Consider the following 13,641-nt stretch of genomic DNA (forward strand, 5'->3'; position numbering starts at 1 on the left):
TTCATGCCGAGCACTCGCGCGCTGAAAAATCGCATTCGTTCGGTGGACTCAACTAAGCAGATCACCAAGGCTATGCAATTGGTGGCGGCTAGTAAAATGCGTCGGGCTCAAGAGGCGGACAAAGCTTCTGCTCCGTACACAATGGCTGCGGAAGAATTGTTGTCTTATTTGGCGAGCCAAGGCGCAACCGACAATCACCCGCTGTTCGTTAGGCGAAAGATAAATAAGCGATTGATTATCGTGGTGGCCAGCGACAAAGGTCTGGCTGGCGCATACAACACCAATGTTTTGAAGAAGTATTTGGAGCTGTTAAAGCGTGATGACGAGCGCGGAATTGAGAACTTGACTTTGACGATTGGTCGGCGAGCTTCGCAATTCGCAACGCGCCTTAAAGATACGAAAATCATCGGTACGTATGAAGATCTGCCAGATCAGCCGTCTGGATTGACGTTCCATACGATTTTGAATACGGCAGTAAATATGTTTGAAAATGGCGAAGTTGACGCCGTTACACTTGTCTATACGCGTTTTGTGAACAGTATGGTTCAGACTGCTGAATTGGACAGATTATTGCCAGCAGGAACAGAGATTTTGGTTGATCCGAGTGAGGTTTCTAACACGATTTCTGACGCCAAATATGAGCCGAGTATTCCAGAAGTTTTGGACGCGGTGGCGTATCGCTTGGTTGGTGCGCGACTGTTGCAGGCGTTGCTTGACGCTCGCGCCAGTGAACATTCTATGCGTATGATGGCGATGAAGAATGCTACGGATAATGCCAGTGATTTGGTTGATGATTTGACACTAGCTATGAACAAAGCTCGTCAAGGAGCAATTACTCAGGAGCTTGCTGAAATTTCTGGTGGCGTGGAGGCGATGGAACAATGATAAAGGAGAAGAAGATGGCAAAAGATTTAGGTAAAATTATTCAGATCGTTGGCGTGGTCGTCGATGTGGAATTTCCGCGAGACGTTGAACTTCCAGCGATTTACGACGCGTTGCACGTTAAAAACGGCGATGAGAATTTGGTATTGGAGGTCGCTCAGCACTTGGACGAGCATACCGTTCGAACAATTGCCCTATCGTCAACGGATGGATTGAGTCGTGGTGCAGAGGTTATTGCGACTGGAGCACCAATTTCCGTTCCAGTCGGCGCAGAAACTCAAGGGCGAATGTTTAATGTTGTTGGTGAAGCAATTGACGAGAAGCCGCAGCCAAAGGGCAAAACCGCCCCAATTCACCGCCCTGCTCCAGCGCTTTCTGAGCAGTCAAATAAGACTGAAATCTTGGAAACTGGTATTAAGGTTGTTGACTTGATTGCCCCGCTTGCTAAGGGTGGAAAAGCTGGCTTGTTTGCTGGTGCTGGTGTTGGTAAGACGGTTCTTATTACTGAGTTGATTAACAATATCGCTAAGTTTCACTCTGGAAACTCTGTTTTTGCTGGTGTTGGTGAGCGAACGCGTGAAGGTAACGACCTCTACTATGAAATGGAAGAAGCTGGCGTTTTGGATAAGACTTCGCTGGTCTTTGGGCAAATGAACGAGCCACCTGGAGCACGTTTGCGCGTGGCGTTGTCGGGTCTGGCGATGGCTGAAGCTTTCCGTGACGAAGGTAAAGATGTCTTGCTGTTTATCGACAATATTTATCGTTACACTCAGGCTGGTGCTGAGGTGTCGGCATTGCTTGGTCGTTTGCCGAGTGCGGTTGGTTATCAGCCAAACCTCCAGCAGGAAATGGGCGCCTTGCAAGAGCGAATTACTTCAACAAAGAAGGGTTCGATTACCTCTGTTCAGGCTGTCTATGTGCCAGCTGACGACTTGACCGACCCAGCTCCTGCTACGACCTTTGCTCACCTTGACGCTACGATCGTGATGAACCGCGCATTGACGGAAATTGGTATTTATCCAGCGGTTGACGTTTTGGACTCCAGCTCAAACTCGCTTGATCCAGAAATTGTCGGCGAAGAGCATTACCGCGTGGCGCGTGAGGTTCAGCGAATTCTGCAGCAATACAAAGAGCTTCAGGATATCATCGCTATTTTGGGTATGGAAGAATTGTCGGACGATCAGAAGCAGATTGTTGCCCGCGCTCGACGTATTCAGCGATTCTTGGCGCAACCATTCCACGTGGCTGAGAAATTTACCGGGAACCCAGGTGTTTACGTTAAATTGGAAGATACAATTCGTGACGCCGCCGATATCTTGGCTGGTAAATATGACGATAAACCTGAGAGTTGGTTCTATATGGTCCAGGGTACGCTGGCTGATCAAGTTGCTCGCGACGCTGAAGCTGAATCTGCCGAGGCTAAAAAACATTCTGAAAAGAAAGCTAAATAGTCATGAAATTGTCATTAGTCACACTTATCGGTACGAAGGTTGACGAAGAAGTTTATTCGGTGTCAATTCCAACTACTGACGGCGAAATATCCGTTTTCCCAAGCCATGAGCCGCTAGTGACGATTGCACGGGACGGCGTGATTACTGTGCGTCGACATAAAGAAGATTCCGATAATCAGTTGGAATATTTCGCAATCTCTGGTGGCGTGGTAAAAATTGATTATTCGTCGGTGCAAATTCTGGTTGATGAAGCTGATCACGGTGACGACATCATCGAGGCGGAAACTCAGAAGGCTCTGGAGCGTGCTATCAAGGCGCGTGATGAGGCTGGCGATCAAGTTGAGCGCGAGAAAGCCAAGCAACTTATCGACCGTCATATGGTGCGATTGAAGGTTGCTGATCTTCATAGACGTAAGCGACGACGCTAATTATATATCGGCAATGCTACGAAGGAGCCTGATTGTTAGGCTCCTCGTGCTATGTCTTGCTTGAGATCCTCGATTGACACTTGCGCAATATCGACAGTGTCATAGGAATATAGATTAGGAATATCCTCTTCGTATGGCTTAATAAAATGCTCGATAATAAGTTCTGGGTCTAACATCCGCTGACCGTCGTAATTGTATTGACCACTCATTGAATAGGCGCAACTCCCAACGTCTCGCACGAACCTAGCGATTTTTGCCGAGTCTTTATTGGTTTGCTGAAATGTTTCAGTATCAATGCACCACGGTTCAGTGTTGATAGTAAATGCAAAGTTTTTTATTTGCGCGTCATTCATTGTATACGGTTTTTCTAGGCTGTGAAAATAGTGCATAGTGGCGAATGCAGTACGAGCGATAAGCCGTGCTTTTTCTTCAGGTAGCATAGTTTCGCGGTATTCGTCGACTAGACTGTCGCAGCTCCGCACGCCTTGTATAAAATCGGTAATCACTGCCACTTCTCCATTCTCGAGGCGGATAACGCCTTTCGGCTCGAAGGTGCGAATTGCTTGAGGGTGCTCTAGGCTATTGATATCTCGCATTGTATCAATATCTTTCAATGCTGCGCGCGGTGTAAGATATGGCTTGATTGCCCAAGGTTGGGTTGCGAGAGGTACGCCCGAGCAGTATGATGTTGCATCATAAAACCCAACTTCATTGATGCTATTGCGGCGACCTTCTGAGTAATCGTCGCGAGGATCTAACCCTATGTAAAGATAATCTAATGGCACACCTAACCGGTCGGTGCCAAATAATGCAATATCTCCTGGATATAGTTGATCTACTTGTTTCCGCAAATCTCTCGTATCATCAATAGCGATTGGTGTTATAGATAAATATCTTTCGAGCTGACGCATAAACTATTTTATATCACAAATCACGGATATTTGCAATAGCTAGGCGGACTTCGTCGGTTGTCGTAGTGTGCATCAATTTCTCCCGAAGCTCCTTTGCACCATCAAAATCGCGAATATAAATCTTGAAAAAACGTTTTAGAGTTTCAAAAGGTCGCCCTAAAATCGGCTGGTAAGAATCAAATAAATCCAAGTGATAATTAAGAAGCGTCAATAGTTCTTCTTTATGATTGTCGTCTGTGTCAGTTTTCGATTCGCGGAAGCAAAACGGATCACTGAAAACGCCTCGCCCAATCATAATTCCATTCACGCCGGGATGCTTTCTGGCAATTTCCAAGCCATGTTCTCGGTCGCGAATGTCGCCGTTGATAGTCAAAAGAGTTTGTGGGGCAATTTCATCGCGCAGTTTAACAATCTCGTCAATCAATTCATAATGCGCCGCAACTTTGCTCATCTCTTTTTTTGTACGCAGATGAATCGTCAAGTTCACGATGTCTTGCTTGAGAATGACCGTAAGCCACTCGCGCCATTCATCGACGTAAGTATATCCCAGCCGAGTTTTTACACTAACAGGCAATCCAGATTTTTTGGCGGCGTCAATTGCAGCTATCGCTATGTCGGGTCGACGAATCAGAGCCGCACCACCGCTTTTAATGGCGGATTTGGCGGGACAACCCATATTGATATCAATTCCGTGAAAACCAAGTTCCGCGCAGTGCTTCGCGAAAGCTTCCATGTCCCCTGGCTCGCCGCCCCAGATTTGCGCAATCAGCGACTGTTCATCGTCGGTTTTAATTAGTCGCCCAGCTATGGCCTTATCGCCAGCGTGAACCCAGCCGGTAGCATTTGCGAACTCGGTGAAAAATATATCTGGCGCGCCAGCTTGTTTCACGACATGACGAAACACGACGTCAGTGACGGCTTCCATTGGTGCCAATATGAAAAATGGCTGTGGTAAATCATTCCAAAACGATGTCATCTCTGTTATTTTATCACAAAAAGGAGAAAACCCTATCTCATCATCGAGATAGGGTGTGGGCGGACTCAAACGGTTCTGCTCGGAATCGTCCTCTGCGTTGAGGGTGACTCTACGAGTGAATCTCGCGAGCCCAAGAATGGGGGGAAGCAAAACGCCTTTGTCTTGCTTCCCGGTGGACATGGAGGGAGTCGAACCCTCATCCTCTTTCTCATGCGAGATAGAGGGATTCCGATCTAACATGTCCTTTGATTCTTTTCCGGACTACCGGCTGGGGAATCACGCCAGGAGCGGACGGACGCTCTTGTGCTAACGCTAAGTTAGCTTTTTCGTAGATTAAAATCTGCGACCGTCAGTTAGGATGGCTCAAAATCTAGTTAGAAGACTTGAGCTCTCCCCTCTGGGCAGCTCGAGCATCGTCGCCCATCTTGCCGACATACTTGGCGGCTCGGTCATTCATGGCCTTTTGGCTGCTGTTTGCCGTACCATTCTGGACGGCTTCGGCAGCCTTACGGTATGCCTCCCGAGAGCGATCTTCAAACATCGCCTTCACCTCTTTCCTAAAGAAAAGAGCTGACCTTATCTATGCTCCTGGAGAGCACGATATAGAATCAGCTCTACCAACAAAAGCGTTTATTATAATAACACTAATTATAAAAAAATGCAACAATATACCAGAATATTTTTATATTTCGCCTGTTAACAGATCTTTTTCGAATTGTAGCATTCCCTTATAATCCGCCGAATACTCAGAAATATCCGGCAGATCTAACGTGGTGATTTTTCGCCAAATAATCTCAATCAGTTGCGTAAATTCAGTCAGCTCTTCTCTGGAGAATGTGTCTTCCAGGCTGAGAATATCGCCGGTCTTCACGTCTGGTTCGACAAATTGTAGTCGCCCGCCGGTAAACGTGAAATTGCCATAATCGCGTGAATGCTCGACCAGTAGCTGATAGAACATCAATTGCTGACGATATTTATGAAGTTTGATTTTTTCGTAATCGGCCGAACCTTTCCAAGAATGCGATGGCTTGCCAGTTTTATAATCTGTTACAAATATGGTTTTGTTTTGCTTGTCGATGTCGACGACGTCAAGTTTACCGGTCAATCTGGCGTTATCGATAATTACGCCTTGGTGTGAAAAGTCCAGTTCCGCCAAGTCCGTGTCGTGAAAATCTGAAGATTTGGCGTTTAAGAACGCAGTCAAAGCCGACTTTCCTTTGTCCAAGTACAATTGAAAATCGTCCGCCGGCAAATGCTGGCTCTCGAGGGATTTTTGGAAAAATTGGAGGATTTGTTCGGTGCTTGGCAATTGATGATCGGCGCTGAATGAGCAATGTGCTTGCTGAAGGCTGCTGTGAATCGCGGTTCCGTAAGCTGCGGCGGAATTTTTGGCGGATGGAAAATGAAGTAAATTGTTCAATAAGAAATTTTGCGGTCCGCCACGTGAAACGTCGAGGAAGTTATTCAAATGCGTCGCGGAAAGTTTGTATGTTTCGAGCGCTGGCGCCAATAAATCCTTTAATTCTGGAACGATTGGTGAAGTTAGTCGCGTCGTCCAATCGGTTTCAGCGAGTTCAATTTGTTCAGCTGGATCATCGCTGGTCGGAATGATGGTCGGCGTGCAATTCGTCAAGAAACTGGCAATTATCGTGTCGCTGCCGGAATCGTTGGTTTGGGAATAAGTCATGGTCAATGTGGTTTTGGCGCGAGTCATCGCCACGAAAAACAACCGAAGCCGCTCGTCGTAAGTAGCGCCCGCTGGCTGAAGTTGGAGATTTGCGGGATATCGGATAGCTCGACTGCGCGTACGGACTTTCTCGCCCCAAGCGCTGTCAATTGCCCCAATCACAAAAACGTGCGGAAATTCCAGACCTTTAGATTTATGAGCGGTCATCAAATTTATGGCGCCGCTGAGTGAACTTGCGTGCGTGCGAATTTGTGTTAAGCGAGTTTTTGTCGAAATATGCAAGTCAATAAACTCCAAAAAATCTTCCAGAGTTGGGTTTTTATCGGTGATTCGATCGCGAAGTTTTTGACGCAAAGTACGCAAACTTTCCAGGATTGTCAGATATGCTTCTGGGTTTTTATCTAGCTTTTCTGGCGAGAAATAGAAATTGGCGAGAGAATTGACCTGAAGGTCGCCGCTTTCGTCATTAGTTAAGCCTAATAAATTGTCCAATTGCTCTTCCAGTGGTAGATTCGGCACGTCTTTGGCGCGCTCCAAAAGCCACTCCGCAAATTCCTTAAATACGCTATTCGCCAGCATACTTTCCAGCCATAATTGCCGATTTTTGTAAGCTTGAAGGCTCAATTTCCAGATGTCCAGTGCAGAAAATCCAAACGCTGGATGAGCCGTAATTTCCGGTAGTAGACTATTGGCAACGTCCAAATTATTCTGGCTAATCGCCACGACAGTTCGCGCTAATTTGTCCAGAATCTGAATTATATCTTGCTCCAAAATATCGTCGTGACGCTCGTAATTGACGAAAAGATTTTCCTTATAAAGATGTGGAAGAATTTCAATGAGTTCTTTGTGGTGGCGCGCAATAATCGTGATGTTTTCTGGTTTCTCGCCATTTTTTATCAGCTCGGCAATTTGTTTGGCAATTCCCGCTCGCTCTTCGCTAATAGACGAGAATTCTTGGATTTCGACTTTTGAGCCTTCGCTATTTGCGTGTGCGGTCAATTGTTTTGATAGTCCGTCAATTGTGTTTTCCAATCGATCCGCGCCTTGGGTGATGACGTCCCGCGCTGAGGATAAAATGTTCTCGGCAGAACGATAATTGTCGGTCAAAACAATGATTTTTGGGTCGTGATAATGTTGACGGAAGCGCTGGATGTTGCCCACGTCTGCACCTTGGAAGCTGAAGATTGCTTGATCATCATCGCCGACCGCCATGATGTTTGGATTATCGTCATTCTCGCTGGTCAAATTGAACAGTAATCGTAATTGCGCCAAGTTCGTGTCTTGGAACTCGTCGACCATGATGAATTGGAATTGCTCTTGGAGATTTGCGCGCAGTTCTGGGTGAAATTCGCAGGCTTGAATAACGGATAAAATCATATCATCATAATCAAATAATGAACGCTCGGACAGAATATTTACGTATTTTTCGTAAACGTCAATTGCGGCAGATAATTTTTCTGCGGCGGTAAAATCTTTCAGGACAAATTCGCCATTGGCATTTTTTTCGCACCATTTATTTTTCCAGGCAGTCAGCGGCTTGGTTGAGTTTTCGTCAAGTGCTTCTTGGGTGGCGTGCACGATACTCAGCGCCAAAACGTTGGCGTATGGCGTGATTGAGGCTGGCAATTTTGAGTTTTTCTCGTCAGGGTTTTTGGCGGCTAAATTGGCAATTTTCTCAGCTATCGGCGCAAACATTTCAATTGTCTTTTTCGATATTTTGGCGGAAAATACTTGCTGAATATCTGGCGCAATTTCGGCGATTGTGTTTTGATTGTCTTCAATAATTGCCCGTAATTCTGACGGCGTTAAGCCACTTTGCTTGAACTCGGAAATAATGCGAATAAGGTCTTTAATATAAACGAATTCCCCGTTGTTTTTCGCGCTTAATGGATTCCGCCAATCAAGTTCTTCGAGTATTTCAGAGATAATTTGATATTGCGTCAATTCGTCAACTGGCTGAGCGTCGGCGCCACGGAAAAAATACTCGCGATGTTGATTGATGATTTCTGTGCCGAAACTGTGGAACGTGTGAATCGCAATTTTATACGCATCTTCACCGATAATCTGGCGGAGACGTTGGCGCATATTCGTGGCGCCGCTTTCAGTAAACGTCAAGCATAAAATACTGTTTGGCAAAGTGTCGGTCTGCCTTAGGATTTGGGCGGTGCGCATACTCAGAAGCTCGGTTTTCCCTGTCCCTGGCCCAGCAATTACCAAAAGCGATCCGTGAATATAGTCGACTGCTTGACGTTGATTATCGTTTAATTTAGCGTAACGAGTATTGAAATCCATAGTTTTATTTTACCATGCTGGCAGGCTTCAGAGCGCAATATCAAAATTGCTATTTACAAAATTCGCCCAAGGCTATAAATTTAGCATAAGGAGGATTAAATGAAAAACTTAAAGAAGATAAGATTTAGTCATATATATATGTTTGTGCTGACGATTGCGTTGATTTTTCTGAGTTATCAAGTTTACTGGCTGAATGAAAAAGAATATCGAATATCAGTCCAGTCTTCCATCGATTATCTTGAAAACGCCCAAAGCATTAAGCGACTTGAGTTTTGTGTTAATCATGCCATTAAAGATTGTACTGAAGAAAATGTCGCTGATTGGAATGAAAAACATCCAGAAGATGCGTTTAAGGGTAAAAGCCACTTGGACATTTCCCGTCAAGCAGTTGAATCGACCATGCAGGCTGGTTATTAGATTTTACATCTTTGCCATCTCGCGCACCTCATAAAAAAATGGTAAAATATTATCTATGAATAAGGCGACGTACGACGAGCTGGCGCTGGAGCGAATTGCTAAGGAAAAATTTGGTTTTCCAATTGATGTTCAATCGATAATTTTGTGGCACGCCGATGTTAGTCGCACGGCTAAGGCGTCGGTGTTTTTGACGAATAAAAAGCAGCTAATGATGTATTTGGAAGCGACTTCGCCGTTGATTTTATCTGACGTTAAAAAGATAATTTCACGAATGGGTATGCGGGCGGAATTATTCCTTCCGCCAAAAGGTCAGCCGCGATATTTTGAAGACATCGGCAAGCGCAAATTCCGCGAAGTTTTTCCTGGAAGAAAGCACGTTACGGATGAAGATTTGCATTTTTATAAAACTTTGGCGCCGTATAATCCCGCCTTGGTTTTGATTTCTGAAGTGAAAAATGGCGAGATATATCAATTTGATTCTGACGCGTACGGAAATTGGCGAGTTGGCGCAAGGTTCAGCTACAGAAGGATTCAAACGAGCTAATGCGCGACTACTTGGACATTATTAAGCGGAATCTGCTCTCCCCTATTGTCGTGGTGATTTTTCTGTTGGCTGGCGCGTTGGTTTATGTTCGCGAATATCGTGATGCGTGGTTTATCTCGGTGGTGATTGTCGTGAATTCGACGATCGGCATTATTCAGGAGCTGAGAGCTAAGCGAGTTTTACGGCAATTGGAGTTGATGAGCGCGCCGAAAGCTAGATTGCTGAAAGACGGAAATGTTGTCGAGGTTGATTATGACGAGCTTAAGATTGGCGATGAGATTCTTATTCAGGCTGGCGATGAACTACCGGCGGACGCGAAAGTTATCGAGTCAAAGGGGTTGGAGCTGAATGAAAGTATGTTGACTGGCGAGTCTGCGTCGATTGAAAAGAAGAATGGCGATGTCATGTTAGCGGCGACGACGGTTTTGGCTGGTGAAGGTGCGGCGCGAGTAATTGCGATTGGTGACGACACGAAAGCTGGCGCGATTAGCCAAGTCCTGAAGCGTTACAAACCAGAACTCACGCCTCTGCAATTAGCGATTTGGCGCGCAATTTATTTCTTGACTTACGGCGCAATTGTCCTGTCGCTACTCATTGCTATCGTCTATTATTTCTCTGGCGATAACGTCGTCGTCATCTTAAAAACCATCACTTCGGCAGCGGTTACGGTCGTGCCGGAAGGTTTATTGTTGGCAAGCTCTCTGCTTTTGGCGTTCGGCTCGCTGCGACTAGCTCAGGCGAAAGTCTTGCCACAGAAATTGTCAGCAATTGAAGCGATGGCACTTCTGAATTTGCTGGCCGTAGATAAAACAGGCACCTTGACTAGCGATGAAGTTACGCTTGAAAAAGTCGCGGCGTTCAGTAATAGGATTGGCTATTCAGACTCTGACATCGCCAGTTTTGCGGCGTTAATTGCTCATGAAACCAGCGGCGGAAATATCACTGGCCGTGCAATCTTGGCGGAAGCTACGTCGCCAAAAAATACGAAAGTTCTGGAAGTGATGGCGTTTTCGTCGGCGCGTAAAATGGCGGGTGTGAGGGCTGATATTGACAGTGAAATTCGGACGTTAATGATGGGCGCGCCAGAGTTTGTGTCGAAGTTGGCGCCAGTAGATAAGGAAGCTCAGAAGAAGCTGAATGATTGGGCTGACAATGGCTTACGCGTGCTGATGTTAGCTGAATTTTCGGATGATAAAACCAAATTGAAAGACTTGAAAAACGGCTCTGGAACGGCAATTGGTGCAGTTATTCTGCGCAACTCCCTGCGTCATGGCGTTGTTGAAACGGTGGATTTTTTGCAGCGCCAAGGCGTAACTATTCGCGTAATCTCTGGCGATAACCCGCGCACAGTTCAATACATCGCCAAGGAAGCTGGAATTAAACATCCAGAAAAGGCGATTTTAGGCGAAGATTTGGCGGCACTTAGCGAAGATGAATTTAATAAAGCGGCTGATACTTACACGATTTTCGCCAGAGTTTTGCCGGACCAAAAAGAGCGCTTAATCAATCGATTCCAGCAATCTGGCAAGTTCACTGGTATGGTTGGCGACGGCGTGAATGACGCTTTGGCGCTAAAAAAGGCGGACCTGGGCGTGGCAATGTACGCTGGCGCGCCGGCTTCTCGTCGAGTTTCTGACATTATATTGCTTAATAATTCATTCACTTCTCTGCCGATGGGAATGAAATTGGGAAATCAAATTATGCAAGCAATCGAAGTCATCGCTATTCTATTTTTCCATAAAATTATTTACGGCGTGACGCTTCTTCTTGCGACGATTCTCATCAATATGAATTATCCATATTCGCCGCGCCACATTACGTTTATGAATATTTTTCTGGTGACGATGCCGACGCTTATGTGGACGCTGTTTCCGCCAGTACCGAAGCATCGAATAAATCCGAAGAGATTCTGGCACGATACTTTGCTGGCTGTTACGCCGATTGCTTTAATTACTGGCGTGACTGTCGCGTTCACCTATTGGATTACTTCTGTTATGTTCCCTGGTCGCGCTGCAGAAGTCGCAACGATGACGGTGCTCACCGCGACTTTGTTTGGCGTATATTTGGTGTTCTTGGTGGGAATTATGCTGGACGTAGCTATCGATAAATCCGCCAAGCGCGCTCGCTTGCTTTATCTTCTGTCGGTGATTATTGTGGCGGCTGGAAGCTTTAGTTTTGGGTTCCTGCGCGACTTTTTTGATTTCACCGTGCCAAATTTGTTCATAATGTGGCCAGCAGCTGGCGCAATTGTCGTAGCGATGTTAGCCCAGCTATTCATTGCTCGCTGGGCTGGTCGGCGAATCGTTCGGTAGTAACTTGTCTATCTATTCAGTAATTTGCCAAAAACGAGATATCCTATAGTCCAGAAAACGCAACCGCATAGTAAAAATATTCCGAATACTTTCAAATAGTCTGCGAACGAGCTTAACTCGTACCAACCACTTATTAATAAACAAGGGAAAATTGTCAATATCATGATGACGAAATGTATGGCAGATTGCTTAAGTAGTGACCATTTTTTAATGTCGTATATTACAGATGCGGCTGCAACTATGGATATTATGACGCCAGTTAAGAATGTTCCCTTAGTTTGTGACGGGTCAATTTTTTGATATGCCATTATGAGAGCTAATGTCGACATTATAACAAAAGGAATAATTCCTCTAAATGTAGCTTGCTTTAATATTCTAGTCTTCATGGCTATAGATTACGCTTTCTATCCAAAACCACAAGATGCTCAATATGCGGCGTCCTCGGGAAGAAATTGTAGCCTTGATGATGCACGATTTCATATTTTTCCTGAAGTAGGCTGACGTCTCGCGCTTGCGTGACTGGATTGCAACTCAGATAAATAATCCGAGGCGGCTCAGTTTCCAGTAGTCGATTAGTAACGTCCGCGTGAAGTCCAGCACGCGGCGGATCAACGATGACAATTTGCTCGCCAGTTATATATTCCAGAGATTTTTCGCTTGGCGCCAAAATCGCCTTGGCATTCGGTCGATTCAGCTTGGCAATATTCCTCTGCATCTCCGTAACGGCATGTTCGTTAATTTCCACGAGTGTCACGTCATCGCCTCCAATTGTCAAACCAATTGTCCCAACTCCAGAATAAAGGTCAAGAGTCGGCATTTTTTTATTGCAATTGATCCACGCTTTCATATCGCTCAAGGCTTTTTCGTAAACGGGAATGTTGACTTGGAAAAATCCTTCGCAAGCGTAGTTGAAGGCGACGCCTAAAATCGTGTCGCTTAGTGTCGTGTTGCCGAATTTCTCTAAGCGTTCGGTGATTCTGCTGGCTGGGCTTTTGGGGTCGGAATAGATTATTTCGCCACCTTTGGCTGATAATAATTTGGCTTCATCGTCGGAAATCAGGCTTTCTATCTTATCTTTTATGTACAATTGCCAGACGGCGTTTCCCTGCTGATCTGAACGAATTAAGAGGGTTTTTAATTGACGAGCAGTGACTGGCTTTATCCTTAATAGGTCGCGGATTTCAATTGCCAATTTATTTATGCTCGGATGCGCCAAGCTGGTTCCGTCAACGATGACTTTTCCCTTACCGCCACGCTTGAAAAACGCCAAGTCCAGAGTTTCTTTTGTACTATTTTCTGTTGTGTCGCCAAACCAACTGAACTCAACTTTATTGCGATAATTAAATTCCACGCCGTCGGAAAATATGTTAATTTTCCCAGGTAGAGTGACGTTGTGAAGTGAAAAAGCCTCTTCGATTAGCGACGCTTTGTACGATTGCTCGCTGAACATCGGCATTATTTGCCAAGGACTGGTGCTTAAATAGCTATTTTCATCCTTCGGCGTAATTCGCTCTGGACTTTTCTCGATAATTTCCGTCACTATTCCTTCGACGAAGTGTGATTTTTTCTTTGTCACGCGAATCGTTACAAGTTCTTTCGGCAGCCCTCCCCAGACGAACGCTTTGCGGCCGTCGTCAAGTGTCCCGATGGCTTGTCCGCCACCAACGATTTTTTCCAATCTTAAAGTCTCAAAAATTTGTTTTCTCATTAGGTTATATTATATCAGGATGTGTGGATTTTT

The 13,641-nt window shown here is 45.5% G+C and carries 11 protein-coding genes and 1 tRNA gene; 6 read left to right on the forward strand and 6 right to left on the reverse strand.

All coding sequences use genetic code 11. The features are described 5' to 3' along the window. The first annotated feature begins 3 nt into the window (after nt 1-3). The 3 genes from atpG to atpC are packed head-to-tail and all read left to right on the forward strand — an operon-like array spanning nt 4 to nt 2,761. On the forward strand, nt 4-885 hold the full coding sequence (atpG, locus tag LRM41_RS01295) for an ATP synthase F1 subunit gamma (RefSeq protein WP_243819136.1): 882 nt from the start codon (nt 4-6) through the stop codon (nt 883-885). A gap of 14 nt (nt 886-899) precedes the next feature. After that, nucleotides 900-2,333, forward strand: a complete 1,434-nt coding sequence (gene atpD, locus LRM41_RS01300) for a F0F1 ATP synthase subunit beta (RefSeq protein WP_243819137.1) — start codon at nt 900-902, stop codon at nt 2,331-2,333. 2 nt (nt 2,334-2,335) lie between these two features. Beyond that, a complete protein-coding gene (atpC, locus tag LRM41_RS01305) occupies nt 2,336-2,761 on the forward strand; it encodes an ATP synthase F1 subunit epsilon (RefSeq protein WP_243819138.1) in 426 nt (141 codons plus the stop codon). Between the two features lie 35 nt (nt 2,762-2,796). On the opposite strand, the gene LRM41_RS01310 is transcribed toward atpC, so the two are convergent. The 4 genes from LRM41_RS01310 to LRM41_RS01325 form a co-directional block, all read right to left on the reverse strand. Next, entirely contained in the window at nt 2,797-3,672 is an 876-nt protein-coding gene (locus LRM41_RS01310; protein ID WP_243819139.1) for a protein kinase family protein, read from the reverse strand. A gap of 13 nt (nt 3,673-3,685) precedes the next feature. Beyond that, nucleotides 3,686-4,648 (reverse strand): tRNA dihydrouridine synthase, encoded by a 963-nt coding sequence (locus tag LRM41_RS01315; RefSeq protein WP_243819140.1) that lies wholly within the window; start codon nt 4,646-4,648, stop codon nt 3,686-3,688. Nucleotides 4,649-4,821: 173 nt separating this feature from the next. Further along, nucleotides 4,822-4,892 (reverse strand) — tRNA-His (locus LRM41_RS01320). A 438-nt stretch (nt 4,893-5,330) separates the two neighbouring features. Then, nucleotides 5,331-8,627 (reverse strand): ATP-dependent helicase, encoded by a 3,297-nt coding sequence (locus tag LRM41_RS01325; RefSeq protein ID WP_243819141.1) that lies wholly within the window; start codon nt 8,625-8,627, stop codon nt 5,331-5,333. 99 nt (nt 8,628-8,726) lie between these two features. Here LRM41_RS01325 and LRM41_RS01330 point away from each other — a divergent pair, with 99 nt between their 5' ends. The 3 genes from LRM41_RS01330 to LRM41_RS01340 are packed head-to-tail and all read left to right on the forward strand — an operon-like array spanning nt 8,727 to nt 11,900. Further along, the gene (locus LRM41_RS01330) at nt 8,727-9,044 is read left to right on the forward strand and encodes a hypothetical protein (protein WP_243819142.1); all 318 of its coding nucleotides are present in this window, start codon (nt 8,727-8,729) and stop codon (nt 9,042-9,044) included. Between the two features lie 55 nt (nt 9,045-9,099). Continuing rightward, nucleotides 9,100-9,588, forward strand: coding sequence for a hypothetical protein (locus LRM41_RS01335; protein WP_129636653.1), 489 nt, complete (start codon nt 9,100-9,102; stop codon nt 9,586-9,588). After that, complete coding sequence (locus LRM41_RS01340; RefSeq protein ID WP_243819143.1) at nt 9,588-11,900, forward strand: HAD-IC family P-type ATPase; 2,313 nt, start codon at nt 9,588-9,590, stop codon at nt 11,898-11,900. Before LRM41_RS01335 ends, LRM41_RS01340 begins: the two co-directional genes overlap by 1 nt. An 8-nt stretch (nt 11,901-11,908) precedes the next feature. On the opposite strand, the gene LRM41_RS04035 is transcribed toward LRM41_RS01340, so the two are convergent. Both LRM41_RS04035 and LRM41_RS01345 read right to left on the reverse strand, forming a co-directional pair. After that, nucleotides 11,909-12,286: a DUF3021 family protein gene (locus tag LRM41_RS04035; protein ID WP_353524483.1), complete on the reverse strand. Its 378-nt coding sequence runs from the start codon at nt 12,284-12,286 to the stop codon at nt 11,909-11,911. Between the two features lie 2 nt (nt 12,287-12,288). After that, nucleotides 12,289-13,608 (reverse strand): class I SAM-dependent RNA methyltransferase, encoded by a 1,320-nt coding sequence (locus LRM41_RS01345; protein WP_243819144.1) that lies wholly within the window; start codon nt 13,606-13,608, stop codon nt 12,289-12,291. Between the last annotated feature and the right edge of the window lie 33 nt (nt 13,609-13,641).

It is taken from the genome of Candidatus Nanosynbacter sp. TM7-087 (genome assembly GCF_022828365.1).
In the GTDB taxonomy this organism is placed as follows: domain Bacteria; phylum Patescibacteriota; class Saccharimonadia; order Saccharimonadales; family Saccharimonadaceae; genus Nanosynbacter.